We start from the raw sequence: 26,814 nt of genomic DNA on the forward strand, positions 1-26,814 counted from the left end.
GCGGGGGGAATGCGTCATTCGAGCGTCAACCTGAAGTGCCGCGCCGGCGAAGGATCCGCAGGCGGGCGTGAAGACCGGCGCGTCGCTGGTAAAATCCAGGCGACACACGGCTGTACGACACGACTAGCACTGCATACCCGAACTCGCAATGCGCCACATAATGTCGGCAAACCGCCCGCAAACGCGCGCGCTTCACCGCGAAACGAGGGCGGCGAGGCGCAGAATTGCCGGGTCGGCAGCGCCTTGCCGGCAAATCTATGGCAAACGGCAAATTAACTGCACCCTGCAACGCGCTCTTGGGACGTGGGGGCTTACCGATCGCTGCGGTGATCGGATGTATCGATCCAAGGGGCATGTTATGGCTTTTCGCTGGACCGGCGGTAGTTCCGCACGGCATGGACGCGGGGTGTTCGCGGTAATCGCCCTCATGGCCGGCTGGCTGACGAGCGTCCCCGCCTGGGCAGCGACCGTGCAGAGCGTCGCGATTCGGGGTGGGCAGATCGTCATCCGGTTCGACGAAGCCGTCGGCAATGCCGCCAGCCAAATTCTGACCGGGCCGCAGCAGATCGCGGTCGACGTGTCGGGCCTGACGCCCGGGCGCGATTTCGCGGGGCGCGGCGTGATTACCAGCGTGACGCAGATGCGCCGCGGCGCGGGTGCGCGGATCGTGTTCGATCTGGCCGCGCCCGCGATCGTCACCGATGGCGGGTTCGACTCGGAGGGTCGCGAGCTGACGCTGGCGCTTAGGAACGTCGACGACGACCAGTTCGCGGAAGCCGGGATTGCCGGGCCGCTGAACTTCTTCCCGTTCAATTTCGGGGCGGCTTCGCGGCCCAAGTACAAGGTGTCGGTCGCGGTGCCGCCCAAGGCGCGGGGGATGAAACTGCCGCGTGTGCAGGGCGACGACACGCGGCCGCTGGTGGTGATCGATGCGGGGCATGGCGGCGTCGATCCGGGTGCGATCGGGCCTAACGGCCTGCGCGAGAAGGACGTGACGCTGAAGGTCGCGAAAGCGATCCGCGACGAATTGCTGGCATCTGGGCGCGTGCGGGTGGCGCTGACGCGGAGTGACGATCGGTATCTGGTGCTGCGCGAGCGGTATGGGATCGCGCGGCGGCTGAAGGGTGACCTGTTCATCTCGATCCACTGCGACAGCACCGGATCGGAGACCGCGACCGGCGCGACCGCCTACACACTGTCCGAGGTGGCATCGGACAAGGAAGCGGCGCGGCTGGCGGCGCGCGAGAACAAGGCGGACGTGATCTCGGGCGTAAACCTCGGCGAGGCGCCCGCGGACGTGTCGTCGATCCTGATCGACCTGACGCAGCGCGAGACGATGAACGCCTCGGCGACGTTCGCGCGGCTGCTCGGGCGCGAGGCCAGGCCGTTGATGCCGCTCAAGGCGAACTTCCACCGGATGGCGTCGCTGATGGTGCTGAAGGCGCCGGACATGCCGTCGATCCTGTTCGAGACGGGCTATATCTCGAACCCGCAGGACGCGGCATTTCTCGACAGCGAGGAAGGGCGTCACCGGATCGCGGAGAGCGTGACGCGGGCGGTCGAGGTGAATTTCGCGCGGCGGATGGCGGCGCGGTAAGGGGCAGGGTGGGTCGGGTCTGCCCGCCCGTCCTTACTATATGTTTTCCTGCGCACGCAGGAATCCAGGACCAAGCAGAACAACGCCGTCTGGCATCCGAGAATCCTGGGCTCCTGCTTTCGCAGGAGAACGATGGGTTTTGAGAAACACGCTCGTCACGGTCGATACGGTTTCCTCACGCCCCACATCATGTCACAAGTCGCCCGAATTGCTTTGAGGCTGACCAGATGACCGACGCGACGCGGGGCGTATCCGACACGGGCCCCGAGACCAGCATGCGCGAACTGACGTTTCGCGGGATCGTGCTCGGCGGGATCATCACGCTGCTGTTCACCGCGGCGAACGTCTATCTCGGGCTCAAGATCGGGCTGACGTTCGCGACGTCGATCCCGGCGGCAGTGATCTCGATGGCGGTGCTGCGGTTGTTCAAGGATTCGACGATCCTCGAGAACAACATCGTCCAGACGATCGCGTCCGCCGCGGGTACGCTGGCGGCGATCATCTTCGTGTTGCCGGGGCTGGTGATGATCGGCTGGTGGCAGGGCTTTCCGTTCTTCACCACCGCGGCGATCACGATGTTCGGCGGCGTGCTCGGCGTGCTGTTCTCGGTGCCGCTGCGCCGTGCGCTCGTCGTCGACACCGTGCTGCCGTATCCGGAGGGCCGCGCGGCCGCCGAAGTGCTGAAGGTCGGCGCAGGCAGTCGCGAAGGTGGCGAGGAGAGTGCGCGCGGGCTCGGCATCATCGTCGCCAACGCGGTCGTCTCGGCCGGGTTCGCGATCCTGACGCAGACCAAGCTCGCCGCCGCCGAAGCCGCGACGTGGTTCCGCGTCGGTGCGGGCGCGACCGGGATCTCGGGCGGGCTGTCGTTCGCGTTGCTCGGCGCGGGGCATCTGGTCGGCATCTCGGTCGGCATGGCGATGTTCGCGGGGGTCGTGATCGGCTGGTGGATCCTGCTGCCGATCCTGACCTCGGGCGGGAGCGTCACCGGGACCGCGGAGGTGATCGCCAACACCGTGTTCCGCTCGGACGTCCGCTTCTTCGGCGCGGGCGTGATCGGCGTCGCGGCGATCTGGACGTTGCTGAAGATCGCCGGGCCCGTCGTGGGTGGCGTCCGTTCGGCGCTGGCGGCTTCGGCGGCCAAGCGTGGCGGTGAGGTGTTGGCGCTGGAAGAGCGCGACATTCCGATCGGGATCGTCGGGATCGGGTCGCTGGCGATGCTGGTGCCGATCGGCATCTTGCTGTGGACCGTGCTTCAGGGCGGGCCGCTGGAGGCGTCGGCGATCGGGCTGATCGCGGGTAGCCTGGTGTTCATCCTCGTCATCGGCCTCGTGATCGCGGCGGTCTGCGGGTACATGGCGGGGCTGATCGGCGCGTCGAATTCGCCGGTGTCCGGGATCGGCATCCTCGCCATCCTCGCCGCGTCGATCCTGCTGGTGTCGTGGTTCGGCCGCGCGGTCGAGCCGGGGACGACGCAGGCGCTGGTCGCCTATGGGCTGATCGTGACGGGCATCGTGTTCGGGATCGCGACGATCTCGAACGACAATCTGCAGGATCTGAAGACGGGCCAGCTGGTCGGTGCGACGCCGTGGAAACAGCAGGTCGCGTTGCTGATCGGCGTGGTGTTCGGGTCGATCGTGGTGCCGCCGGTGCTGAACTTGCTCGGGAGCACGCTCGGGTTTGCGGGTGCGCCGGGAGCGGGGCCGAATGCGCTGGCGGCGCCTCAGGCGGCGTTGATCTCGGCGCTGGCGAAGGGTGTGCTGGGGGGCAATCTGAACTGGGCGATGATCGGCTATGGCGCGCTGACTGGCATGGTTGTCATCGCGGTCGACGAGTTGCTCGGCAAGGCGGGGAAGCTGCGCTTGCCGCCGCTTGGCGTCGGGCTCGGCGTGTATTTGCCGATGTCGGTGACGTTGCCGGTGACGATCGGGGCTGTCGTCGGATTTGCGTATGATCGCTGGGCGGACCGGGCGCGCGATCCTGAACTGGCCAAGCGGATGGGGGTGCTGACCGCGACGGGGATGATCGTCGGGGAGTCGCTGTGGGGCGTTGGCTTTGCGGGGATCGTGTACCTGACCAACAAGGAGACGCCGTTGGCGCTGGTCGGGAATGGGTTTGCGAGCGTGGCGCTGGTCGGCGGGACGCTGTTGTTCGCGGTGCTGACGTGGGTGATGTACCGGCGGACGATGGCGGCTTCGCGGTAACGCGCGTGCCCTCACCCTTCCCACCCGGCAAGCGCCGGGCGGGCCCCTTCCCTCTCCCCGGGGGGAGAGGGGGTAGGGAAGCGTGTTTCCCCGCGAAGGCGGGGATACAGACTGGGCTCCCGCCTTCGCGGGAGAACAAGAAGCGGGAGATGCGCTCGGTTCTAGCGTACCACCCCGGCGGAGGCCGGGGCCCAATTGGAAAGGTGGAAATAACGGAGCGCGGTCCGCCGTTATCTGCGTTCCCCAATTGGGCCCCGGCCTTCGCCGGGGTGGTGCTTACGCGGGGGTGGTGCTTACAGGCGGGAGAAGGATGGCGTCCGTGGGGACGCCCCCCTCACTTCATCGCAGCAAGCATGTCCTTGATCGGCACGAACGCGAACCCGACCGAACTATCCGCGATCCCGTACGGCATGAAGATCGTGTCGCCATGCTTCAGCGCGCCGCAGCTATAGACGACGTTGGGCACGTACCCCTCGCGGTCCTGGTCCTTCGCGGCCAGGATCGGCTGGCTCGTCCGGCCGATCACCTTCGACGGATCGTTCTTGTCGAGCAGCACCGCGCCGATCGAATATTTGCGCATCGCACCGACGCCGTGAGTCAGCAACAGCCAGCCCTCGTCGAGTTCGATCGGCGGGCCGCAATTGCCGATCTGCACCAGCTCCCACGGATATTCCGGCGTCAGGATCTTTTCGCCGTCGTCCCAGTCGGTCAGCGTGTCGGACTTGAGCAGGAACAGATTCTCGCCGTCCTGCCGGCCGATCATCATGTACTGGCCGTTCACCTTTCGCGGGAACAGCGCCATGCCCTTGTTGCGCGCGGCGGGGCCGGTCATCGGCACGAGGTCGAACGCGCGGAAATCGCGGGTCCGCATCAGTTCGGACTGGATCACCGAGCCGTTATACGCGGTGTAGGTGCCGATCCACTCGTACTCGCCGTTCTCGTGCTGGAACCGGACGATCCGCAGATCCTCGAGGCCTTTCGACTGCGCCTGCGTGATCGGGAAGATCACCGTGCCGCTCAGCGTGCTGTCGCGGTGGCGATAGACGGTGACGGGGCCCTCGGGCATCTCGTCCTCGCCGCTGCCGACCGCATCGGTCGCGGTCGCGAACGGCGGCTCGGGCGCGAGCTTCATCTGGTTTTCGCAGGTAATGATGCCTTCGCGGAAGGCGACCGACGAGATGTGGCCCTCGCCGACTGCACGCAAGCTCATCAGGATGCGCATCGACCCCGGCGGCATGCCCGACTGGTCGAAATGTGGCACCGCGCTGGGGTTCATCAGCGCCGCGGCGGCATAACTGTATTCGTGGCAGAAATACGCGCCGATCAGCTGGCGCTTCTCGTCGCCGATCTCCGCGCCGTTCAGCCCGAGCATGTCCTCGATCTGATCGTAGCGAGTCATGAACACGCGCCGCGTCTGCCAGTGGCGCGCCTCGAAATCCTTCAGCACGACCTCGAGCTGCGCACGCGCCTGTGCAGACGACATTTCCAGCACTTCGCCGACCAGTCGCTCGGTCCGGCTCGGCGCGCCGCCCTGGCCGCCCCACGCGATGTGGAACGGGCGGACGACGACACGCGAAGGATCCGCGTGCAGCCGCAGCTGGTGGTTGAACAGATCCATCGTAGCAGTGCCCCGCGTCGTTCCACTCAGCGCGTCGTCGCCTGCAAGGCTTTCGCTAGCGAACTAGGCGACGACGCGGGTCGCTCCTGCCACGCTTTGCGCTGCCTTTGATACCCCCGAAATCGCGCAATTCGCGAGTTGCAGGGCCAAAATCGACTCGGCGCCCTGGTTTCGGTTGAGCCCGCTCGGCATCAGGCCATCGAAACAGCCGCCGTCGAGCACACTCGCGAGCGGCAGATCGAGGTCGTTCGCGCCGAGGAACCAGCCGTAGGCGCGCTGTGCCTCGTCATACCAGCGCAGGTCGCCGGTCGCCTCGAACGCGGCGATGCAGGCATCGACCGTCGCCTGCGCTTCGAGCGGCTGCTGGTCGAACTGCAACGGCTCCGCATACGGCCGGTTGAAGCTTTCCGACCCGACCGCACGGAAACGACCCTCGGGTGAGGTCTGCTTGGCGACGATCCAGTCGAGCGTGGCGATGCCGCAGTCGATCAGGTCCTGGCGACCCAGTGCCTGACCCGCGCGGATGAGCGCCTGCGGAAGGCGCGCATTATCGTAGGCGAGGACGATCTCGAACCACTGCCATTCGGGGCGACGCGCTGCCGCAAGGAGATCAAGGTGAATCTTCGGGAAGGCCTCGAGGATCGACAGCGACAGCTGGTGGCCGGGCTTGGCCTCCAGCATCGCCGCCGCACCGAGCATCGCGAACGACTGCGCACGGAGGCTGCCGAGTTCGAGCGCCATCGTCGCCGTCGAATCGAACATCGCGGTCGCCCAGTCGCGGTGCTTGCCGGCCTGCGCATCGCGCGCGGTGACGCCAAGCGACCACAGCGTACGACCGTTCGAATCCTCCGACCCCGACTCCTCGCACCAAGTGCGGTCGAAGTTCATGAAGTTGCGGAAGCGGCGCGTGTCCGGGTTCCAGGCGTACTGCACGAACGACGCATAAATCGTCATCCACTTGTCGCGCGTGACGTCATCGAGGTCCGGCAGCGCGCTCATCAGCATCAGCGCCCGGCAATTATCGTCGATGCAATAGCCATGACGACGATCGGGGATCGAGAAGATCGAATGCTGGAGCATGCCGGTCGAATCGCTCATCCGCTCGACCGCGGCGAAGTCCGGCGACAATTGCTTCAGATGCGTCTGTACCTTGGGAAGCCTGAACGGGCGTGCGGCGACGATCGCGTTGATCTCCGCCATCGTTGCCTCGGCGAGCTTCGGCCAGATCATCGTGCGGCCACGCGCATAGGCGCGCTCGGCGAGACGGAGGCGATCGCGGTCGCTCGACAGCAGCGTGTCGATCTCGCGCGCGAACGCATCGACATCGCCGAACGGGACGAGCACGCCGTGACCGTCCGCCAGGATCTCGGTCGCATGGACGTAGGGGGTCGAGATGACGGGCTTGCCGACGCCGATCGCGTAGCTGAGCGTGCCCGACGTGATCTGCGCAGGGTTGGTGTAGGGCGTTACATAGACGTCCGCCGCCTGCAGATAATCGATGAGCTCGCCATGCTCCAGGAAGGCGTCGACGAAGGCGACGTTGTCCGCCACGCCCTTGTCGGCGGCGAGCGCCTTCAGCTTGTCGCGATACTTCTCACCCTCGTGCGCGACGAGGTTCGGATGCGTAGCGCCGAGAACGACGTAGAGCAGGTCGGGATGCTTTTCGATCACCGCGGGCAGCGCGTTGATGACCGTCTCGATCCCCTTGTTGGGTGCGAGCAGGCCGAATGTCAGCATGACCTTGTGGCCATCCCAGCCGAACTTGCCCTTCACGGCCGCGGTATCAAGCAGGGCGCGATCTGGCACGCCGTGCGGGATCATCACGATCTGGCGCGCATTGGCGCCGTACACGCGTTGGAGGATGTCACGGCCACGCTCGGCCATGACGATCACGCGGGCGGCGCGACGCAACAGGCCCTCTAGCACGCGGCGCTCGTCGGCATTGGGCTTTTCGAGGATTGTGTGCAGCGTGACGATGACCGGCAGCGTCGTGCGGTCTAGCAGCGCAAGGATGTGCTCGCCCGCGGGACCGCCATAGATGCCGTATTCATGCTGCACCCAGATCGCCTGTGCGCCGCTGGCCTCGATCTTCCGCGCGGTGTCGATATACGCCGAAAGGTCGGGCTGCGGGATCGTGCCGGTCACCTCGGGCGGATAGTCGTATTTGCCGGGATGATCGTCCATCGCATAGACGTCGACCGCGATCTCGGGAAAGCGCGCGCGCATGGCCGTGAAAACGTCGGTCGTGAAGGTGGCGATGCCACACTGTCTCGGCAGGAAATTACCGATCAGCGCCAGTCGCGCGATATTCCCACCGTCCGCCGGTTTCACCATACCCTGTCCCTCGTTTGAGCGCGTGGCCGGGGCAAACCCCAGGTCGCGTATCTATTCGAACGGTTCAGGTAGCATAAAGTTTCACCGCATACTGCAGTGCAGCATGCGATTCATCGTAATCTCCATCAATATTGCATTTTCAGCGACTTAGCTGCGCCTTAGCCACGTCCGCGATACGAGGCGACGCCCTGGTCGGGGAGCCATAGATCGTGCGGCGGTGCACCCGATTGCCAGAACACGTCGATCGGGATTCCGCCGCGCGGATACCAGTACCCACCGATCCGCAGCCACACCGGTTTCATCTCGTCGAACAGGCGTTCGCCGATGCCGACGGTGCAGTCCTCATGGAACCCGGCGTGATTGCGGAAGCTGCTCAGGAACAGTTTCAGCGACTTCGATTCGACGATCGTATCGCCGGGGACATAGTCGATCACGAGGTGCGCGAAGTCGGGCTGGCCCGTGACCGGGCAGAGCGACGTGAACTCGGGCGCCGCGAACCGCACCAGATACGTCCGGCCCGGCCGCGGGTTCGGAACATAATCGAGCACGGCTTCTTCCGGAGAGGCGGGGAGGGCGCTGTTCTGGCCCAGATGCAATGGGTTGGCGGGTGCGGTCATAGTGCGCCATGTAGGACGCGATTCGGATGACGCAAAGTGGGTGATCCTTCTTCCCGTCATGCCGGGCTCGTTCCGGCATCCACCCGTCCGCGGACTCCACGGGCGGCGAGTGTGCGGAACGGTGGACGCCGGAACAGGTCCGGGGTGACGGAGAGATTTGGGCAATGACGATCACGACACTCGTACCGATCCTTGGCGACCAGCTGACGATCGACCTCGCCTCGTTGCGCGACTGCGACCCGACGACCACGATCGTGCTGATGATGGAGGTCGCCGAGGAGACGACCTACGTCCGCCACCACAAACGCAAGATCGCCTATATCCTCTCGGCGATGCGGCATCATGCGGAAGCGCTGCGCGAGGCTGGGTGGACGGTCGAATACATGCGGCTCGACGACCCCGACAATGCGGGCAGCTTCACAGGCGAGATCGCGCGCGCGGTCGAGCGGCATGATCCCGAACGCATCGTCGTTACCGAGGGCGGCGAGTGGCGCGTGATGGCGATGCTCGAAAGCTGGGAGACGCTGTTCGGCATCCCCGTCGATATCCGCAGCGACGTCCGCTTCCTCGCCAGCCATGCCGATTTCGAGACTTGGGCCGCCGAGCGGAAGACGCTGACGATGGAATGGTTCTATCGCCAGATGCGGACGCGCACCGGGCTGTTGATGACCGACGGCAAGCCCGAGGGCGAACGCTGGAACTTCGACAAGGAGAACCGCAAGCCCGCCAAGAACGACCTGCTGATGCCGCGCCCGCTGGTCTTCGCGCCGGACGCAATCACGCAAGGTGTGCTGGCGCTGGTGACGGAGCGGTTCGCCGAGCATCCGGGGAGCCTCGACGGGTTCGAGTACGCCGTGACCGTGAAGGATGCCGAGCGGCAGGCGGCGAACTTCTTCAAGCACGCGCTGCCGCAGTTCGGCGATTACGAGGATGCGATGCTCACAGGCGAGCGGCATCTGTGGCACTCGATCCTGTCGCCGTACATCAATTCGGGGCTGCTCGATCCGCTCGACCTGTGCCGGCGCGCGGAGGCGGAATATCGCGCCGGTCGCGCGCCGCTCAACGCGGTCGAGGGCTATATCCGCCAGATCATCGGCTGGCGCGAATATATGCGCGGTATCTACTGGCGCGAGGGGCCGCAGTATGTCGAGCGCAACTTCCTCGATCATCACCGCGAGCTCCCCCGCTGGTACTGGACCGGCGAGACCGACATGCTGTGCCTGCGCGAGGCGATCGGCCAGACGCTGGAGACCGCGCACGCACACCATATCCAGCGGCTGATGGTGACGGGCAATTTCGCGCTGCTGATCGGCGCGGACCCGGCGAAGGTCCACCAATGGTATCTGGAGGTGTATGTCGACGCGTACGAGTGGGTCGAGCTGCCCAACACGCTGGGCATGAGCCAGTTCGGCGATGGCGGCTTGTTGGGGTCTAAGCCGTATATTTCGTCGGGCGCGTATATCGACCGGATGTCCGATTATTGCGGGACCTGCCGCTACAAGGTGAAGCAGCGGATCGGGCCGGATGCGTGCCCGTTCAACGCGCTATACTGGGATTTCCTCGACCGGCACGAGGACAAGCTCGGGCGCAACAACCGGCTGGCGATGCCGTATCGCAACTGGGCGAAACAGTCCGAGGCGGACCGCGAGGCGACGCGCAAGCAGGCGGCGGGGTTCCTCGCCTCCCTCGACGCGAGCGGCCCGGCTGGCTACTGACGCGGGCGACATCACGGAGGACTTGGCATGGACGCGTTGGTGACCACCGAATGGCTGGCGAACGAACTGGGCGCGAGTGATCTGAGGATCGTCGACGCGACCTACGCGGAGGGACGGGATGCAGCGGCGGAGTATGAGGCGGCGCATATCCCGGGCGCGGTGTTCATGAACCTGAGCGAGTTGCGCGATACCGACAGCGACCTGCCTAACATGCTGCCCTCGGCGGAGAAGTTCGCGAGCCGGATGCAGACGCTGGGCCTCGGCGATGGCAGCCGCATCGTGCTGTACGACAGTTCGCCCTGGCACACGTCGGCGCGCGCGTGGTGGATGCTGCGGCTGTTCGGCGCGCACAACGTGGCGATTCTCGATGGCGGGCTGACCAAGTGGCAGGCCGAGGGGCGCGAGATCGCAACCGGCAAGGAGACGCCACGGCATCGTCACTTCACGACCTGGGCGGACCTGAAAGGCGTGCGCGATCTCGACCATATGAAGGCGAACGTCGAGAGCGGTGCGGAGCAGGTGCTCGACGCACGCTCGGCGGCGCGCTTCACCGGCGCGGAGGAAGACCCGCGGCCGGGCACCGCACCGGGGCATATTCCGGGGTCGAAGAACCTGCCGCAGGGCGCGGTGTTCAACGCGGACGGCACGTGGAAGACCGGCGACGCGCTGAAGACCGAGTTCGATAAGGCCGGCGTCGATCTGGCGAAACCGCTGGTGATGACCTGCGGCTCGGGCATCACCGCATCGGTGCTCGCATTCGGCGCGCATCTGCTTGGCAACGAGGCGGCGCTGTACGACGGCAGCTGGTCCGAATGGGGCGGCGATCCCGAGACACCCAAGGCGACAGGCACAGCATGAGCGATACGAACAAGCCGGTCGGCAACGCGACCAAGGTCGTTCTCGCCGGCCGTCGCAAGGAATGGACGCGCGGTGTTGGAGAGGGGGGCATCGTCAGCCCGCCGGTCTGGCGCGCCTCGACGATCCTGTACGATTCGGTCGGCCACCTCCGCGACAGCGCGACGCGCGATACGCATCACCGGCTGTTCTACGGGCGCAAGGGCACGCCGACGCAGTGGAGCCTCGCCGACGCGCTGACCTCGCTCGAGCCGGGCGCAGAGGGGACGTTCCTCTATTGCTCGGGCGTCGCGGCGGTCGCGGCGGCGTTGCTGTCGGTGCTGTCGCCGGGCGACGAGCTGCTGCTGGTCGACAGCGCCTATGATCCGACGCGCGGCCTCGCCAACGGGCTGCTCAAGCGGTTCGGGATCACCACGCGCTATTACGACCCGCTGATCGGCGCGGGCATCGCCGACCTGATCGGCGAGAATACGCGGGCGATCTTTATGGAAAGCCCGGGTTCGCTCAGTTTCGAGGTGCAGGACGTCCCCGCGATCGTCGCCGCCGCCAAGGCGCGCGGCGTAACGACGTTGCTCGACAACACCTGGGCCACACCGCTGTTTTTCCCTGCGATCGAACACGGCGTCGATCTGACGATCCTCGCCTGCACCAAATACGTCGTCGGCCATTCGGACGTGATGCTGGGATCGGTCACCACCGGCCCCGGCCATTTCAAGACATTGCGCGAGACGAGTTTCCAACTCGGCCAGGTCGCCAGCCCCGACGATTGCTGGCTCGGCAGCCGTGGCCTGCGGACGATGGCGGTCCGCCTCGCGCAGCATCAGTCGAGCGCGCTCCAGATCGCCAAGTGGCTGCAATTGCATCCCGAAGTCGCGCAGGTGCTCCACCCGGCGCTCCCCGATTGCCCCGGCCACGACCTGTTCGTCCGCGACTTCAAGGGCTCCAGCGGCCTCTTCTCTTTTGCCCTCAATGGTGGAGACGAAGCCTCGCGCGCCGCGCTGATCGACACGCTGCAATTGTTCGGCATTGGCTATAGCTGGGGCGGCTTCGAAAGCCTCGCCATCCCCGCCGACCCGCAACGCCACCGCAGCGTGACCAAGCGCGCCGCCGCCGGCCCGATGGTCCGCCTCCAGATCGGCCTTGAAGACCCCGCCGACCTGATCGCCGATCTCGAAGCCGGGCTCGCCGCCTTCACCGCCGCGAAGGGCTAGACGATTTCCGATCGAGGCGGGTCCGAACGCGCAGCCACCGAAGCACCCATCTTCGATGCGGCGTTCCAGGCCGAGTTGGATACGCTGTTTCGATGGCGCCGTGACGTGCGGCATTTTCGGCGCGACGCGTTGCCGGCCGGGTTGCTCGACCGGTTGCTGGCAACTGCCGATGCCGCACCGTCGGTCGGGCTCAGTCAGCCGTGGCGGTTCGTCACAGTCGACGACCCCGCCCGCCGCGATGCGGTGCGCGCCGACTTCGAAGCGTGCAACGCCGCGGCGCTGACGACGCAGGACGGGGCGAAGGCGGCCACCTACGCCCGGCTCAAACTCGCGGGGCTCACACAGGCGCCCTGTCATGTCGCGGTGTTCGTCGAGCCCGATCCGGACCAGGGCCACGGGCTTGGCCGTCGGACGATGCCCGAAACCGTCGCCTATTCCGCGGTCATCGCGGTCCACACGCTGTGGTTGGCGGCGCGGGCGCACGGGGTCGGCCTCGGCTGGGTCTCGATCCTCGACCCGCCCCGGATCCGGGCGATCCTCGACGTGCCCGAAGCCTGGCACCTCGTCGCGTATCTGTGCATCGGCTATCCTGAGATCGACGCGCTTGCGCCAGAACTCGAACGCGAGGGCTGGGAACATCGACGCTCGATCACCGTCGTGACGCGCTGAATCGACGAACGGAACCGGCGAACGAAACCGTAGCGCGCCCTGCTCGGGTGTGGCGCTTGCGCAACATGCGTGCTGTCAAAGCCCGATTGTACGCAAGATTCGCTTGTGCGCTGCAACAGGCACTGTCATCCCGGTGTCACCGTTGGAAAGACCGCGCTGGGGTTCGGCCCCGATAGATGCGGCGTCTCACGGATGCAGGGCGGACATCGACTTCCAGTATCGAAAGGGAAACGATGCGCTTCACCACACTTCTCCTCGGCGGCATCGCATTGGCCGCCGCTACGCCCGCGTTCGCGCAGGATACCGCGCCGCCCAAGGAGGTCACCGTCTCGGGCTCGGTCGGTCTCGTCAGCGACTATCGCTTCCGCGGCGTGTCGCAGTCGGACGAGAACCTCGCGGTGCAGGGCGGCATCACGATCGCGCACAAGAGCGGCGTGTATATCGGCACCTGGGGTTCGAACCTCGCGGGCTGGGGCACGTTCGGCGGCGCCAACATGGAGCTCGACCTGATCGCGGGCTACAAGGTCCCGGTCGGTGGTGGTGCGGTCGATGTCGGCGCGACCTGGTACATGTATCCGGGCGGCTTCGACAACACCGACTTCATCGAGCCCTATGTCAAGGTGTCGGGCACCGCCGGCCCGGTCGCACTGCTCGGTGGTGTCGCCTATGCGCCCAAGCAACAGGCGCTCGGCCCCTGGTATAGCAACGGTACGTCGGCGGCGAACGGCGTCTACGACCGCGTCAATGCCAAGGACGACAATCTGTATCTCTGGGGCGACATCAGCAGCGGGATTCCTAATACCGGGCTGACCGTGAAGGCGCATGTCGGCCATTCGAACGGCAACAAGGGCCTTGGGCCGTTCGCGACCAGCGTGTCGCCGACCGGCGAATATTGGGACTGGCTGTTCGGTGCGGACTACGTGATCCCGACGACGCCGCTGACGCTGGGCGTGGCGTATGTCGACACCGACATTTCGAAGCGCGAATCGGCGTATCTGCAGCCGAGCTTCAGCCGGGGCCAGGACGGCACCGGCTCGATCGCCGGCGGCAAGGTGCTGGTGTCGCTGACCGCGGCGTTCTGATCTGGCCGGGGAGAGGGCGTCCCTGAACCCTGTTTCCCCGCGAAGGCGGGAAAACAGGCTGGGCTCCCGCCTCTGCGGAGAACGAGACGGGTAGAGGTTCCGCAATACCCAAACCGTCATCCTGGGCTTGACCCAGGATCCAGAGCCGCAGGCGTTCTGCTGATGGCTCTGAATCCTGACTTTCGTCAGGAGGACGGGGCGGATGGTGCTGGAACGAGACCGGCGGATACGAAAAAGGGCGGCCCCGCGAGGAGCCGCCCTTTTTTCGTACATCGGGAGCGCCCGGTCAGTTCGCCTTGGCGCGTGCGTCCTGGCCGTCGCCTTCGGGAGCGGCGACGATGTCGCGCGTGGTGGTGCCCTTGTCGACGACCGTCGTGTCGGGGTCGCCGGCGCTGGAGCGGATGCCGGGATCGTCGGAATCGGCGCCGGCGTCGTTCAGCACGCCGGTCTCGGCAGGACTGCGCGCCGCGGTGCCGCCGAACAGCGCATCGAGCGTCTGCGCGTTGGCCGCGGTATCCTGCGGGCGGGCGGCGCCGGGCTGCGGCGGGACCAGCGCGAAGTCAGGTGGGATCACGAGCGGCGCCTGGCGCGCGACCGCGAACTCGTCGGGACGCGCGCGATCGAGGCTCTTGCTCGTCGCACAGCCGGACAGGAGGACGACGACGCTCGCCATACCGGCAGCCAGGGGCACAAACTTACGCATGGGAATTCTCCACAGGGGGCTTCTCGCGCACGAGGAGCGCCCGAACAAGCAGGACGAGCACACCGACAGTAATCGCTGCATCGGCGACATTGAAGACCAAAAACGGACGCCACTCGCCGATATGCAGGTCGCAGAAATCGACGACGTAGCCGAGCCGGATCCGGTCGAGGATATTGCCGATCGCGCCGCCGAGCACGAAGCCCAAGGCGACCTGATCGGCCGGGTTCTTCTCGCGCGTCATCCACACCGCGACGCCGACCGCGATCGCGCCGGTCAGCAGCACCAGCGCCCAGCGGGTCAGGTGCCCATCGGCGGGAAGCAGCCCGAGCGAGATGCCGATGTTGGGGACGAAGCGCAGGTCGAAGAACGAGGTGATCGTCTGCGAATCGCCAAGCGAGTCGATCCCGAGCGGCTTGGTCACCGCCCATTTACTGAGCTGGTCGGCGAGGAACAGCGCGATCGCCGCGCCGAACCCGGCCTTTGGCAGGTTACGCATCGGCCACTACCTCGTCGCATCGGTTGCAGAGTTCGCCGTCGACGGTCACCTCGGGGAGGTGGCGCCAGCAGCGGCCGCATTTGTGGAATTCGGTGCGCGTTACGGTGACAGCGTCGCCCGGCGTGACCTTGGCGACGATGAAGGCTTCGGTCAGTTCCGCAGCTTCAGCCGGTGCGAGAGGCGACATCGATTTGATCGTGACCTCTGCCTCCAAACTCGAACGCACGGTCTTTTCGCGACGCATGGGTTCGATCGCTTCGGTAACCGTTTCGCGAAGTGCGCGGATTTGCGTCCACTTCTTCCCGACTTCGACGCCATCCTCCACCTCGGGCAGCGACGGCCATTCGAGGTAGTGCACCGAGCTGTCGTCGTTGGGAAAGCGCGACTGCCACACTTCTTCTGCGGTGAAGCAGAGCACCGGCGCGGCGTAGCGGACGAGTGCGTGGAACAGCACGTCCAGCACCGTGCGGTACGACCGACGCTTGATGTCGTCGGCCGCGTCGCAATAGAGCGAATCCTTGCGGATATCGAAGAAGAACGCGGACAGGTCCTCGTTCGCGAAGTCGGTCAGCAGGCGCGTGTAGCGGTTGAACTCGTACGCTTCGGCGGCCTGGCGCAGTTCGGTGTCGATCATGGCTAACTTGTGGAGCACGTAGCGCTCCAGCTCGGGCATGTCGGACACCGCGACGCGCTCCGACTCGTCGAAGTCTTCGAGCGCGCCGAGCATGTAGCGGAACGTGTTGCGCAGCTTCCGATACGCGTCGGAGGCGGTGGCGAGCACTTCCTTGCCGATCTTCACGTCGTCGAAATAGTCGGTCGAGGCGACCCACATGCGCAGGATGTCCGCGCCGGACTCGCCGATGATCTTGAGCGGATCGACGACGTTGCCGAGCGACTTCGACATCTTCCGGCCCTGGCCGTCGAGCGCGAAACCGTGCGTGAGGACCGCGTCGTAGGGTGCGCGACCGCGTGTGCCGCAGCTTTCGAGCAGCGACGACTGGAACCAGCCGCGATGCTGGTCCGAACCTTCGAGGTAGAGGTTCGCGCGCGTTCCTTCGCCGTAGCGTGCTTCGACGGTGAAGACGTGCGTGCAGCCGGAGTCGAACCAGACGTCGAGAATGTCCTTCACCACCTCATAGTCGGCGAGGTCGTAGTCGGGGCCGAGCAACGCCTGGTGGCCGTCGGCGTACCACGCGTCCGCGCCGTTCTGGCGGAAGGCTTCCACGATGCGCGCGTTGACGTTCGCGTCGTTGAGGTACTGGCCGGTGGCGCGGTTGACGAACAGCGCGATCGGCACGCCCCAGGCACGCTGGCGCGAGATGACCCAGTCGGGGCGGCCCTGCACCATCGACGTGATCCGGTTTTCCGCGCGCGCGGGGATCCAGGTGGTCGCGGCGATCGCGTCGAGTGCGATTTCGCGGAGAGTGGCGCCGTTGCCTGGCCCCCTCTCCCCGTCGGGGAGAGGGCTGGGGTGAGGGGCTGTTCCGGGCGCGGCATTGCTGGGCTGCCCCTCACCCCGACCCTCTCCCCGCAGGGGAGAGGGAGCAGGAGTGGAGGCATCCATCGGGATGAACCATTGCGGGGTCGCGCGGAAGATCACTTTCGCCTTCGAACGCCACGAATGCGGGTAGCTGTGCTTGAAGTCGTCGCTCGCCGCGAGCAACGCGCCGGCCTCGCGCAGGTCGGTGCAGATCGGGCCGTCGGCGCTCACGAACTTCTTGTTGATGACGCTCCCTTGCCCGCCGAGCCATGCCCAGTCGGCGCGGTACATCCCCGCACCGTCGATCGCGAAGACCGGGTCGATGCCGTATTGCTTGCAGAGTTCGAAATCGTCCTCGCCGTGGTCCGGCGCCATGTGGACGAGCCCGGTGCCGGCGTCGGTCGTGACGAACTCGCCCGGGAGGAACGGGCGGGGCTTTGCGAAGAACCCGCCGAGTGCGTGCATCGGGTGCCGTGCGGTCGCGTCGGCTAGGTCGGAGCCTTTGCCGCGCCAGACGATCGCAGCGCCACCCTCCTCTCCGTCACCCCGGCGGAGGCCGGGGCCCACCTCACCGCGGTCTCCCCCGTTGGTAAGTGGGTCCCGGCCTCCGCCGGGATGACGGGAGGGGAGGGTACGGGCAAAAAAACTCCCGATGAGCGCGTCGGCGACCAAGTATCGACGATCGCCGTCCGCCAGCAGAACATACTCGATCTCAGGCCCATAGCTCAGCGCCTGGTTCACCGGGATCGTCCACGGCGTGGTCGTCCAGATCACCGCATGCGCGCCGACCAGTTCGGGCGCGTTCGGCGCCTCGACGATCTCGAACGCGACATCGATCTGCGTCGAGACGATGTCCTCATACTCGACCTCGGCCTCGGCGAGCGCGGTCTTTTCGACTGGCGACCACATCACCGGCTTGGCGCCGCGGTACAGCTGGCCGCTCTCGGCGAACTTCAGCAGCTCGCCGACTATGGCGGCTTCCGCCTCATATTTCATCGTCAGATACGGATCGGCCCAGTCGCCCATCACGCCGAGCCGTTCGAACTCGGCCTTCTGCACCGCCACCCATTTCTCGGCATAGGCGCGGCATTCGGCGCGGAACTGGTCGACGGGGACGTCGTCCTTGTTGAGCTTCTTCGCGCGATACGCTTCCTCGACCTTCCACTCGATCGGCAGGCCGTGGCAGTCCCAGCCGGGGACGTAGGGCGCGTCCTTGCCCATCAGCGACTGCGAGCGGACGATGATGTCCTTCAGGACCTTGTTCATCGCGTGGCCCATGTGGATGTCGCCGTTCGCGTAGGGCGGGCCATCGTGCAGGATGAACCGCTCGCGCCCGAGCCGCTGTTCGCGCAACCGGTCGTAGATGCCGAGCTTGGCCCAGCGCTCGAGGATCGCCGGCTCCTTGGCGGCGAGACCCGCCTTCATCGGGAAGTCGGTCTTCGGCAGGAAGACGGTATCGCGGTAATCGCGGGCGGGCGCAGGAGTATCGGTCATAAGTGGGCCGGGCTGTAGCGGGTAGCGGCTCGTGTTGCCATCCCTCTCCCTCGCGGAGAGGGGCGCGGTTATGCCAGGATCGTCCGCGCGCGCGCGCAGTCGGCGTCCATCTGCGTGATGAGCGCATTGAGGTTGGCGAACTTCGCCTCGGGGCGGAGATACTCGATCAGCGCAACCTCGATCCGCTGGCCGTACAGGTCCTCGCCGAAATCGAAGAAATGCGGTTCGAGCAATTCCTTTGGCGGATCGAAGCTCGGGCGGATGCCGAGGTTGGCGGCGCCCTTGAGCACGCGACCGTCCTCCCGCCGCCCGGTCACTGCGTAGATCCCGTAGGCGGGGCGCAGGTAATTGCCCATGTCGAGATTGGCGGTCGGATAGCCGATCGTGCGGCCGACCTTGTCGCCGTGCTGGACGAAGCCCTGGATCGCGAACGGCCGCGTCAGCAGGCGGGTGGCGGTGGCCATGTCTCCGGCGCGGAGGGCTTCGCGGATGCGGGTCGACGAGACGGTCTCGCCGTCGAGCGATACCGCGCCGACGGTTTCCGCGCGAAACCCGTGGGCGGGGCCGCGGCCGGCGAGCGTGCGGACGGTGCCCGCCTTGCCCTTGCCGAAGGTGAAGTCCTCGCCGGTGACGACGCCCGCCACGCGCAGATTGCGTTCGAGCCGTTCGGTAATGAAGCGCTCGGCGGTCAGCGCGGCAAGATCGCCGTCGAAATTGAAGACGACCATCGCATCCGCGCCGGCCTCGGCGAACAGGCGTTGCCGCTGGTCGAGCGAGGTGATCCTGAACGGCGGCGTGTCGGGGCGGAAATGGCGCACCGGATGCGGATCGAACGTCGCGACCAGCGCGGGACGGCCTTCCGATTTCGCCCACGCGACCGCGCGCGCGACGACCGCCTGGTGGCCGAGATGGAATCCATCGAAATTACCCAGCGCCATGATCCCGTTCGCCAGATACGAAGGGAGGGATGCGCCACCGTCGAGCCGTTGCATGCGCGGTTCAGTAACCAGCCGCCGCGAACGGCGATAGTCCTTCCGTAACCTTGTCCGCCCGCACTTTCTTGTTCTCCCGCGAAGGCGGGAGTCCAGTCTGGGCTCCCGCCTTCGCGCGAGAACAGCTCAGGGGCGGGTGAGCGTGACGAAGCTATAGGCCGGGCGGTCGTTTTCGGCGGGGTGGTCTTCGCGCGCGATCTCGTGCCAGCCGTCGAAGACGGGGACGGTCGCGTCGCCATCGGGGGCGGCGTGGACTTCGGTCAGCTCGATGCGATCCGCGTGGGAAAGGAACTGCGCGTAAATCTGCGCGCCACCGATCACCGCCACGTCGTCGCCGGCCATCGCCAGCGCCTCGTCGACCGAGTGCGAGACCTCTGCCCCGTCCGCGCTCCAGTCGCCCCGCGTCAGGACGATATGGCGGCGACCGGGGAGGGGACTCGGGAAACTCTCGAACGTTTTCCGGCCCATCACCATCGGCTTGCCCATCGTCAGCGCCTTGAAACGCTTCAGGTCGGCGGGGAGGCGCCAGGGGAGTTGCCCGTCGCGGCCGATGACGCCGTTGCTGGCGCGGGCGAGGTAGAAGGTGATCATGTGGCGGTCATGCCGGAATGGGGGGCGGAGAGCTACTCTCCGGTTTACGTCGGCACCCCGCCGTTAACTCCACCCCGGCGAAGGCCGGGGCCCAATTGGGGAACGTCATTGATGAGCGCTGCGCTCCGGTACTCCGGCCTTGCCAATTGGGCCCCGGCCTTCGCCGGGGTGGTAGATAAACGGTGTGGTTCAGCTCGGCGCATGCTCCTTCACATACGCCTCAGGGTCCTTCTCGACGACCTTCACGCCGTTCAGATGATTCGCCTCGAACGCCGCGAACCGCACGCCAAGCTCGTGCCGCTCTTCCAGCGTCGCGTGCTTGCGGAAATCGGTCAGGCCCTGGCGTTCCTCCTCCGCCAAGTGATCGCTGTTCGCCTTGTTGCACTCGCCGACGGCCTCGAACCACGCGTCCGAGCCGACCGGATGCTTGTCGACCGCCTCGCCGGTTTCGCGAATGTCGTTGTGATCCTCGATCGCGTCCTCGGTCTCTTCGGCGGCCGAATCGGCGTCGTTGCCGCCGGTGCCGATCTTCATCAGCCGCGGGTAGAAGAAGCGCTCCTCGGCCTCGGCATGCGCGTCGAGCAGGTTCTTGAGGCGGGTCCAGAGCGCCGACAACGCCTCGGTATCCTTCGCGTCGATCGAATCGATCTGCGCGAACAGCGCGCGCTGCTGCGCATGTTCGTCGAGAATGAGCTGCGTGATGTCCATGATGGGCCTTCCGAATGGGTTCGGACGGTCAACCATGCGCGCAATCCGCGGTTCCTATTGCGATTCGCTCTCTCTGTCAGACCGCGACGGGCGCCTTTATATGCGGCTGCGCATCGTAGCCATGAAGCACGAAGTCCTCATACTCGTATGCATCGATCGAGTCTGGCTTCCGGACGACCTCGAGCCTCGGCAATGGACCCGGCACGCGCGTCAGTTGCAGCCGCGCCTGCTCCAGATGGTTCGAATAGAGGTGGCAGTCGCCGCCAGTCCAGATGAACTCGCCGACTTCCAGCCCGCATTGCTGCGCGAGGATATGCGTGAGCAGTGCGTAGCTGGCGATGTTGAACGGCACGCCGAGGAAGATGTCGCCCGAGCGCTGGTAGAGCTGGAGCGACAGCTTGCCGTTCGCGACATGCGTCTGGAACAGGCAGTGGCATGGCGCGAGCGCCATCGCGTGCAGGTCGCCGGGGTTCCATGCGCTGACGATCTGGCGGCGCGACGCGGGGTTGGTCCTGATCTGGTCGATCAGCTCGGCGATCTGGTCGATGTGGCGGCCATCGGCGGCGACCCAGTCGCGCCACTGCTTGCCATAGACCGGGCCTAGATCGCCGTTGTCGTCCGCCCACTCGTCCCAGATCGCGACCTTCCGGTCCTGCAACCAGCGCACGTTGGTGTCGCCGCGCAGGAACCACAAAAGCTCGACGATGATCGAGCGAAGGTGAAGCTTCTTGGTGGTGAGCACGGGGAAGCCCTGTGCGAGATCGAAGCGCATCTGCGCGCCGAACACGCTGAGCGTGCCGGTGCCGGTGCGGTCCATCGTCTCGACGCCGGTCGAGAGCACGCGGTCCATGAGGTCTAGATATTGGCGCATCGAGGTTGCGTAGCGGCGCGGGGGCGGGGGCTCAAGCGGATGCAGTTGCGCGTGCGGTCGCGGATGCGGTGGGGCAGGCGGGTCTGTGCTGCCGTTGCCCGTGCCTTCTCCTCGTATCGCCGACCTCGCGGCGGCTCGCGCGCTGTTCACGGCGTTGCGTAATGCCACGATCGAGATGGTGGCGGTGGCCTATCTTGATCCGAACCGGAGGCTTCTCGGGATGCGGCATGTCGTCGGCGGACGGGATCGAGTGGCGATTTCGATCCGGACGATCGCGGCGGATGCGTTGGGATTTGGTGCGGTCGGCGTGGTGATGGCGCACAACCATCCGAGCGGCGACGCAACGCCGAGTGCGCGCGATGTGGCATTTACCCAGGCGCTCGCGGCGGGGTTGCGGACGTTGGAAATGGTGTTGCTCGATCATCTGGTGATCGCGGGAGACGAGGTGGCGAGCCTGCGGGCGATGGGTGTGGTGTGAGGACTGTTTCCCCAATTCTACTACCCCGGCGAAGGCCGGGGCCCAATTGGGGGACGTTGCTAACGAAGCGCAGGACACCGTTACTGCGACCTCTCCAATTGGGCCCCGGCCTCCGCCGGGGTGGTGCAGTTGGTTGGGTTAGCAATTCGGATCGAAGTCGAAGCCAAAGCCAAAGCCAAAGCCAAAGCCAACGCCAACATCGCGCCTCACCCCAACCGGCAAGCCCGGATCGCTTCCGGCGCCGGCCGCGGGCCAGTCGCGCGGAAGGTCGCCAGATACCCACCTGCCGACGGCATGTCGTCCATGTCCACTTGGGTATACCCGACCGCCGCGAACTCGCACTTCAGCAAGGCAGGCGGCGTGCCGTGATCGCGGGTCGGGCGGTTGGCGTCGACCACCACCACCAGCCCGTCGGGCTTCAGCGACGGCCGCAACCGCCACAGGAACTCGTAGGGCTGCTCGATCTCGTGATACATGTGGACCATCACGACCCGGTCGAAGCTCGCATCGGGCAGCTTGGGATCATTCGCTTCGCCCAGCTTCACGCTGACGTTCGCCAGATCCTCGCGCGCGACGCGTTCGGCGAGCTGATCGCGCACTGCGGGCAGGATGTCCTCGGCCAGCACGCGCCCGTCCTTGCCGACGCGCGCGGCCATGCGGATCGTGTAATAGCCTTCGCCCGCGCCGATGTCGGCGACCGTCATGCCCTTGCGGATCTTGGCCTTGTTCATCACCTCGCCGGCCTCGTTCAGCCGGTCGCGCGCTTCCTCGTTCGACCAGCGCGCCGAGACGATCGACGCGACCGGACGATCGGCGGCCGGGAACACCGGCTCCTTGGTCTCGCGCTTGATCAGCGGCTTGCTGCCGTCACACGCCGCGAGCAGGAAAACCGGCGACAGCATCAGGGCGAAGATCCCCTTCAGTCTCAATCGACGTCCTCCACCTCGACGGCCTCGCCGGTCACGCGCTGCGACAGGGCCGCCGCCATGAACATCTCGAGATCGCCGTCGAGTACGTCGGACGGGCTGGTCGAGACGACACCGGTGCGCAGGTCCTTCACCATCTGGTACGGCTGGAGCACGTAGCTGCGGATCTGGTGGCCCCAGCCGATGTCGGTCTTGCCGGCATTCTCGGCATTCGCTGCAGTCTCGCGAATCGCCAGTTCGCGCTCGTACAGACGCGCGCGGAGCTGGTTGTACGCCTCGGCCTTGTTCTTGTGCTGCGAACGCTGGTTCTGGCACTGCACGACGATGCCGGTCGGAATGTGCGTGATGCGCACCGCCGAATCGGTCGTGTTGATGTGCTGGCCGCCGGCACCCGACGCACGATAGGTGTCGATGCGCAGGTCGCTCTCGTTATACTCGACCTCGATATTGTCGTCGACGACCGGATACACCCAGACGCTGGCGAACGACGTATGCCGCCGTGCCGCCGAGTCGTATGGGCTGATCCGGACGAGCCGGTGGACGCCGCTTTCGGTCTTGGCATAGCCGTACGCGTTCTCGCCCTTGAGCAGCAGCGTAGCGGACTTGATCCCCGCCTGCTCGCCCGAATGCTGGTCGATCAACTCTACCTTCAGGCCGTGGCGCTCGCCCCAGCGCGAATACATCCGGCTGAGCATGCCCGCCCAGTCCTGGCTCTCGGTCCCGCCGGCGCCGGCGTTGACCTCGATATAGGTATCGTTCGCGTCGGCTTCGCCGGCCAGTAGCGCCCTGATCTTGTCCCGGTCGGCCCGCGCGGCGAGTTCGGCGAGCGCGGCGACGCCGTCCGCCTCCATCGCGGTATCGCCCTCGGCCTCGGCCATCTCGATCAGCTCGGCGGTGTCGCTGAGCTCGCTCTGGATCGCCCGCGTCGCGCTGATCGCCTCGTCGAGACGACGACGCTCGCGCATCACCTCCTGCGCAGCCTTGGGATCGGACCAGAGCGCCTGATCCTCGACGCGCGCGTTCAGCTCGTCGAGACGACGCAGCGCGCGGTCCCAGTCGAGGAAGCGGCGCAGCAGCGCCAGCGCGTCGTTGATGGTGTCTACGTGAGCCTGCGCTTCGGCGCGCATGGGTATTCTCCAAAAATTCCGTCTTCCCAGCGGAGGCCGGGATCGCCGTCCCAAGCGAGCGGGGCGGGTCTCCGGCGGGTGCCGGGATGACGTCTATATAAGCGCGCTAGTAGATTCCGCCTTGTCTTTGCAAGAAATCGCTGTCGCGCGGCGCTTCGGCCTTCTTCACCGCGGTCGTCGTCGTAGCAGCCGTGGGCGCGACATCGGAGCGGCGCGCGGCACGCCGCGGTTCGCTCTCCGGCTTGAACGCTTCCCAGATCACTGCGGGTTTCGGATCGCTGGTATCCGGCCAGGTGCCATAGACCGGGCGGCCGCTCGCGCGATCGATCCGGACCATACGGATCCCCGCGGGCGCGCGGAACGGCAGCTTGGGCAGGTCCTCATAGGCCTTGACCGCGAACTGCTTGAAGATCGGCGCGGCGAGCGTCCCGCCCTGTGCAGCGCCGCCGAGATTCCGCGGCGTATCGAAGCCGATATACAGCCCACCGACGAACTGCGGCGTGCCACCGACGAACCACACGTCGGTCGGGCCATTGTTCGTGCCGGTCTTGCCGAACATCGGCCGATCGAGATCGCGCAGCGTCACCGCGGTACCGCGCTGGACGACGCCTTCGGTGATATGGACCATCTGGTACGCGGTCATAGCATCGAGCACCTGGCGCTGGCGCGTGATCGGCCGCGGCATCGGCTTGCCGTCCCAGTCGGGCGCGTTGCAGTGATCGCAGGGCCGCCAGTTCTCCGGCCAGATCACCTTGCCGTGACGGTCCTGGACGAAGTCGATCAGCGACGGTGGCCCGCCCTTGCCGTTGTTCGCGAGGATCGAATACGCGTTGACCATCCGCCCGACGGTCGTCTCGCCCGCGCCGAGCGCGTAGGAAAGATACGGCGCGTAATCGCCGACGCCCATCTTCTTGATCGTCGCGACGACCTTCGGCATGCCGGTCTGCGCGGCGGCGCGCACCGTCATCAGGTTGCGCGACTGCTCGATACCCCAGCGCATCGTATGCGGACCGGACCCGCGCGAATTGCCGAAGTTGCGGAAGCATTTCTGCCCAAGGCGCGCGCCTTGATAGACGCAGAACGGCCCGTCGACGATAATCGAGGCCGGCGTCATCCCGTTGTCGAGCGCGGCGGAATAGACGATCGGCTTGATCGTCGAACCCGGCTGGCGCATCGCCTGCGTCGCGCGGTTGAACGCCTGCAAGCGGTCGTCGAAGCCGCCCTGCATCGCCAGAACGCGGCCCGACGCGGGCTCCTCGACGACGAACGCGCCCGAGACCTTGGGGATCGCCCGCAGCGAGAATTCGCCGCCGTCCGGCGCCACCGCGATGATGTCGCCGACCTTGATCGCGCCGAACGCGTTGCCGCCTTTGCCCCGCACGGGAATCTGCGCGGCATAGCGCGGCAGCGTGCCGGTCTTGCCGGTGCGGAAGCCGAGGCTCCAGGCATTGCCGTCCTTGCCCGTCACGATCGCCGCGACCCAATCGCGGTAATCCAGCGCGATGTTGCTGTTGAGCAAAGGCTGGAGCCAGTTGTCGTCCTCGATCTCGACATGGCGGATGGGGCCGTTCCAGCCACGCCCGCTGTCAAACCGCACCAGACCATCACGCAAGGCCTGCTGCGCCAGATCCTGCAGCTTCGCGTCGAACGACGTCCGCACCCACAGCCCGCCCGAATAGACGCTGTAGGGGCCGTCCTTCGCGTTCTCGCCAAACTTCGCCATCAGCTGGCGACGGACTTCCTCGACGAAATAACCGCCGACGCTCTCGAACTTCGGCGTCCGCCGCATTACCGCGCCGAGCGGCTCGGCATTCGCCTGGTCATGCTGCGCGCGCGTGATGAAGCCGTTGTCGAGCATCCGGTTGAGCACATAGTTGCGCCGGATCATCGCGCGCTCGGTGTTGCGCACTGGATCGTAGTTCGACGGGCCCTTGGGCAGGATCGCGAGATACGCCATCTGCGCGAGATCGAGCTGGTCGAGCTCCTTGTCGAAATACGCATGGCTCGCCGCCTCGACGCCGAACGCGTTACGCCCGAGCGCGATCTGGTTGAGGTACAGCTCGAGGATCTGCTCCTTGGTCAACGTATCCTCGATCTTGTACGCCAGCACCGCCTCGCGGAGCTTCCGCGATGGCGAATAGGCGTTGCCGATCAACAGGTTCTTGGCGACCTGCTGCGTGATCGTCGAGCCGCCCTTGGCGCGCTTGCCTGTGCCGAGCTTGGTCGCATAATCATACACCGCGCCGGCGAGGCCGGGATAATCGACGCCGTGATGCTCGAAGAACGACTTGTCCTCGGCGGCGAGGAACGCCTTCACCAGCAGCGGCGGATATTCGGCGTAGCTCAGCTCGACGCGGCGTTCGCGCGCGTAGGAATGGATCGGCTCGCCGTCGATGCCACGGACGTTGGTCGGCAGCGGCGGCTCGTAGGTGCGCAGCGTATCCACCGAGGGCAGGTCGCGCATGACCGTAAACCAGAACGCGAAGATCGCGATTAGGCCGAGCCCGACCAGTACGAGTGCCGCCTTGGTCCACCGACTCGCCCAAGCGCGAGCGAGACCACCGCGTAACCGGTCGGAGGTGCGGCCTGTCGCCGTCGTCGAGGTGGGGAAGGGATCGGACGCCATGATTACTGGCGGAGCGTCTAGCAGGTTAGCGCGCGCTTGCCAGCCTCCGGTGCGATGGGGGGGCGGGGCGAGGTTTGGTAACGCGTCCGGCAGAGGTTCGCTGCTCTAAGCGCGTTCGGTGCCCACTCCGTTCGCATATGCGCACCACCCCGGCGAAGGCCGGGGCCCAATTGGAGAGGTGGCAATAACGGAGCGCAACAGCAGTCAGCGACGGTTCCCAATTGGACCCCGGCCTTCGCCGGGGTGGTGCCGTTGGCGGGTGGGTAGGCCATCGACCCTCCCGAAGGCCTAACGATCCTCCCCCGCCAGGGGGAGGTGGCACCGAAGGTGACGGAGGGGGAGGATATGGAGCCGAGGTCGTCGCGTACCTCCCCCTCCGTCTGGCAAGCGCCAGCCACCTCCCCCTGGCGGGGGAGGATCGCA

Annotated in this window: 21 protein-coding genes; 8 read left to right on the plus strand and 13 right to left on the minus strand. The window is 66.2% G+C overall.

The genetic code is table 11. The features are described from left to right. Positions 1-358 precede the first annotated feature (358 nt). Both ACLBWL_RS05100 and ACLBWL_RS05105 read left to right on the plus strand, forming a co-directional pair. Positions 359-1,597, plus strand: coding sequence for an N-acetylmuramoyl-L-alanine amidase family protein (locus tag ACLBWL_RS05100; RefSeq protein WP_447790800.1), 1,239 nt, complete (start codon positions 359-361; stop codon positions 1,595-1,597). Positions 1,598-1,824: 227 nt separating this feature from the next. After that, positions 1,825-3,798, plus strand: coding sequence for an OPT family oligopeptide transporter (locus tag ACLBWL_RS05105; RefSeq protein WP_447790802.1), 1,974 nt, complete (start codon positions 1,825-1,827; stop codon positions 3,796-3,798). A gap of 334 nt (positions 3,799-4,132) precedes the next feature. Here the strand turns inward: ACLBWL_RS05105 and ACLBWL_RS05110 are convergent, their stop codons facing one another. The 3 genes from ACLBWL_RS05110 to queF form a co-directional block, all read right to left on the minus strand. Next, positions 4,133-5,416, minus strand: a complete 1,284-nt coding sequence (locus tag ACLBWL_RS05110; protein WP_447790804.1) for a glycoside hydrolase family 130 protein — start codon at positions 5,414-5,416, stop codon at positions 4,133-4,135. Between the two features lie 63 nt (positions 5,417-5,479). Next, a complete protein-coding gene (locus ACLBWL_RS05115; RefSeq protein ID WP_447790806.1) occupies positions 5,480-7,750 on the minus strand; it encodes a glycosyltransferase in 2,271 nt (756 codons plus the stop codon). A gap of 158 nt (positions 7,751-7,908) precedes the next feature. Continuing rightward, the gene (queF, locus tag ACLBWL_RS05120) at positions 7,909-8,367 is read right to left on the minus strand and encodes a preQ(1) synthase (RefSeq protein WP_447790808.1); all 459 of its coding nucleotides are present in this window, start codon (positions 8,365-8,367) and stop codon (positions 7,909-7,911) included. A gap of 164 nt (positions 8,368-8,531) precedes the next feature. Here queF and ACLBWL_RS05125 point away from each other — a divergent pair, with 164 nt between their 5' ends. The 5 genes from ACLBWL_RS05125 to ACLBWL_RS05145 all read left to right on the plus strand — a co-directional run bounded on the left by ACLBWL_RS05125 (position 8,532) and on the right by ACLBWL_RS05145 (position 13,899). Continuing rightward, positions 8,532-10,082, plus strand: coding sequence for a cryptochrome/photolyase family protein (locus tag ACLBWL_RS05125; protein ID WP_447790810.1), 1,551 nt, complete (start codon positions 8,532-8,534; stop codon positions 10,080-10,082). Positions 10,083-10,109: 27 nt separating this feature from the next. Further along, positions 10,110-10,940, plus strand: coding sequence for a sulfurtransferase (locus ACLBWL_RS05130; RefSeq protein WP_447790812.1), 831 nt, complete (start codon positions 10,110-10,112; stop codon positions 10,938-10,940). Then, positions 10,937-12,148 (plus strand): cystathionine beta-lyase, encoded by a 1,212-nt coding sequence (gene metC / locus ACLBWL_RS05135; protein WP_447790814.1) that lies wholly within the window; start codon positions 10,937-10,939, stop codon positions 12,146-12,148. The genes ACLBWL_RS05130 and metC overlap by 4 nt, the downstream gene beginning before the upstream one ends. A gap of 48 nt (positions 12,149-12,196) precedes the next feature. Further along, complete coding sequence (gene bluB, locus ACLBWL_RS05140; RefSeq protein ID WP_447792008.1) at positions 12,197-12,817, plus strand: 5,6-dimethylbenzimidazole synthase; 621 nt, start codon at positions 12,197-12,199, stop codon at positions 12,815-12,817. A 233-nt stretch (positions 12,818-13,050) separates the two neighbouring features. Beyond that, positions 13,051-13,899, plus strand: a complete 849-nt coding sequence (locus ACLBWL_RS05145; RefSeq protein ID WP_447790816.1) for a TorF family putative porin — start codon at positions 13,051-13,053, stop codon at positions 13,897-13,899. A 286-nt stretch (positions 13,900-14,185) separates the two neighbouring features. Here the strand turns inward: ACLBWL_RS05145 and ACLBWL_RS05150 are convergent, their stop codons facing one another. The 7 genes from ACLBWL_RS05150 to ACLBWL_RS05180 all read right to left on the minus strand — a co-directional run bounded on the left by ACLBWL_RS05150 (position 14,186) and on the right by ACLBWL_RS05180 (position 21,234). Further along, on the minus strand, positions 14,186-14,602 hold the full coding sequence (locus tag ACLBWL_RS05150) for a DUF3035 domain-containing protein (RefSeq protein WP_447790818.1): 417 nt from the start codon (positions 14,600-14,602) through the stop codon (positions 14,186-14,188). Beyond that, positions 14,595-15,098, minus strand: a complete 504-nt coding sequence (gene lspA, locus ACLBWL_RS05155; RefSeq protein WP_056065859.1) for a signal peptidase II — start codon at positions 15,096-15,098, stop codon at positions 14,595-14,597. The genes ACLBWL_RS05150 and lspA overlap by 8 nt, the downstream gene beginning before the upstream one ends. Next, positions 15,091-18,072, minus strand: coding sequence for an isoleucine--tRNA ligase (locus tag ACLBWL_RS05160; RefSeq protein WP_447790821.1), 2,982 nt, complete (start codon positions 18,070-18,072; stop codon positions 15,091-15,093). Before ACLBWL_RS05160 ends, lspA begins: the two co-directional genes overlap by 8 nt. 68 nt (positions 18,073-18,140) lie before the next feature. Further along, positions 18,141-19,064: a bifunctional riboflavin kinase/FAD synthetase gene (locus ACLBWL_RS05165; protein WP_447790823.1), complete on the minus strand. Its 924-nt coding sequence runs from the start codon at positions 19,062-19,064 to the stop codon at positions 18,141-18,143. Positions 19,065-19,190: 126 nt separating this feature from the next. Next, a complete protein-coding gene (locus ACLBWL_RS05170) occupies positions 19,191-19,655 on the minus strand; it encodes a dihydrofolate reductase (RefSeq protein ID WP_447790825.1) in 465 nt (154 codons plus the stop codon). 189 nt (positions 19,656-19,844) lie between these two features. Beyond that, on the minus strand, positions 19,845-20,363 hold the full coding sequence (locus ACLBWL_RS05175; protein WP_056411702.1) for a hemerythrin domain-containing protein: 519 nt from the start codon (positions 20,361-20,363) through the stop codon (positions 19,845-19,847). A 76-nt stretch (positions 20,364-20,439) separates the two neighbouring features. Beyond that, positions 20,440-21,234 carry a thymidylate synthase gene (locus ACLBWL_RS05180; RefSeq protein WP_447790828.1) on the minus strand — a complete coding sequence of 265 codons (795 nt, stop codon included), beginning with the start codon at positions 21,232-21,234 and terminating at the stop codon, positions 20,440-20,442. Positions 21,235-21,334: 100 nt separating this feature from the next. Here ACLBWL_RS05180 and ACLBWL_RS05185 point away from each other — a divergent pair, with 100 nt between their 5' ends. Continuing rightward, positions 21,335-21,712 carry a JAB domain-containing protein gene (locus tag ACLBWL_RS05185; RefSeq protein ID WP_447790830.1) on the plus strand — a complete coding sequence of 126 codons (378 nt, stop codon included), beginning with the start codon at positions 21,335-21,337 and terminating at the stop codon, positions 21,710-21,712. Positions 21,713-21,918: 206 nt separating this feature from the next. Here ACLBWL_RS05185 and ACLBWL_RS05190 read toward each other — a convergent pair whose 3' ends face one another. The 3 genes from ACLBWL_RS05190 to ACLBWL_RS05200 all read right to left on the minus strand — a co-directional run bounded on the left by ACLBWL_RS05190 (position 21,919) and on the right by ACLBWL_RS05200 (position 26,391). Then, positions 21,919-22,614: a class I SAM-dependent methyltransferase gene (locus ACLBWL_RS05190; RefSeq protein WP_447790832.1), complete on the minus strand. Its 696-nt coding sequence runs from the start codon at positions 22,612-22,614 to the stop codon at positions 21,919-21,921. A 23-nt stretch (positions 22,615-22,637) separates the two neighbouring features. Beyond that, positions 22,638-23,765, minus strand: coding sequence for a peptide chain release factor 2 (gene prfB, locus ACLBWL_RS05195; RefSeq protein ID WP_447790834.1), 1,128 nt, complete (start codon positions 23,763-23,765; stop codon positions 22,638-22,640). A gap of 106 nt (positions 23,766-23,871) precedes the next feature. Next, positions 23,872-26,391 carry a penicillin-binding protein 1A gene (locus ACLBWL_RS05200; RefSeq protein ID WP_447790836.1) on the minus strand — a complete coding sequence of 840 codons (2,520 nt, stop codon included), beginning with the start codon at positions 26,389-26,391 and terminating at the stop codon, positions 23,872-23,874. Positions 26,392-26,814: the final 423 nt, after the last annotated feature.

This window comes from Sphingomonas sp. M1A8_2b, assembly GCF_053345535.1.

Bases quoted from the DNA above. Each gene is read 5' to 3' on its own strand.
- ACLBWL_RS05125 (WP_447790810.1), top strand. From the start codon at position 8,532: ATGACGATCACGACACTCGTACCGATCCTTGGCGACCAGCTGACGATC.
- ACLBWL_RS05105 (WP_447790802.1), top strand. From the start codon at position 1,825: ATGACCGACGCGACGCGGGGCGTATCCGACACGGGCCCCGAGACCAGC.
- ACLBWL_RS05175 (WP_056411702.1), bottom strand. From the start codon at position 20,363: ATGGACATCACGCAGCTCATTCTCGACGAACATGCGCAGCAGCGCGCG.
- metC (WP_447790814.1), top strand. From the start codon at position 10,937: ATGAGCGATACGAACAAGCCGGTCGGCAACGCGACCAAGGTCGTTCTC.
- ACLBWL_RS05150 (WP_447790818.1), bottom strand. From the start codon at position 14,602: ATGCGTAAGTTTGTGCCCCTGGCTGCCGGTATGGCGAGCGTCGTCGTC.
- prfB (WP_447790834.1), bottom strand. From the start codon at position 23,765: ATGCGCGCCGAAGCGCAGGCTCACGTAGACACCATCAACGACGCGCTG.
- ACLBWL_RS05165 (WP_447790823.1), bottom strand. From the start codon at position 19,064: ATGCAACGGCTCGACGGTGGCGCATCCCTCCCTTCGTATCTGGCGAAC.
- ACLBWL_RS05160 (WP_447790821.1), bottom strand. From the start codon at position 18,072: ATGACCGATACTCCTGCGCCCGCCCGCGATTACCGCGATACCGTCTTC.
- lspA (WP_056065859.1), bottom strand. From the start codon at position 15,098: ATGCGTAACCTGCCAAAGGCCGGGTTCGGCGCGGCGATCGCGCTGTTC.
- ACLBWL_RS05110 (WP_447790804.1), bottom strand. From the start codon at position 5,416: ATGGATCTGTTCAACCACCAGCTGCGGCTGCACGCGGATCCTTCGCGT.
- queF (WP_447790808.1), bottom strand. From the start codon at position 8,367: ATGACCGCACCCGCCAACCCATTGCATCTGGGCCAGAACAGCGCCCTC.
- ACLBWL_RS05170 (WP_447790825.1), bottom strand. From the start codon at position 19,655: ATGATCACCTTCTACCTCGCCCGCGCCAGCAACGGCGTCATCGGCCGC.
- ACLBWL_RS05115 (WP_447790806.1), bottom strand. From the start codon at position 7,750: ATGGTGAAACCGGCGGACGGTGGGAATATCGCGCGACTGGCGCTGATC.
- ACLBWL_RS05145 (WP_447790816.1), top strand. From the start codon at position 13,051: ATGCGCTTCACCACACTTCTCCTCGGCGGCATCGCATTGGCCGCCGCT.
- ACLBWL_RS05100 (WP_447790800.1), top strand. From the start codon at position 359: ATGGCTTTTCGCTGGACCGGCGGTAGTTCCGCACGGCATGGACGCGGG.
- ACLBWL_RS05130 (WP_447790812.1), top strand. From the start codon at position 10,110: ATGGACGCGTTGGTGACCACCGAATGGCTGGCGAACGAACTGGGCGCG.
- ACLBWL_RS05180 (WP_447790828.1), bottom strand. From the start codon at position 21,234: ATGCGCCAATATCTAGACCTCATGGACCGCGTGCTCTCGACCGGCGTC.
- ACLBWL_RS05200 (WP_447790836.1), bottom strand. From the start codon at position 26,391: ATGGCGTCCGATCCCTTCCCCACCTCGACGACGGCGACAGGCCGCACC.
- ACLBWL_RS05190 (WP_447790832.1), bottom strand. From the start codon at position 22,614: ATGCTGTCGCCGGTTTTCCTGCTCGCGGCGTGTGACGGCAGCAAGCCG.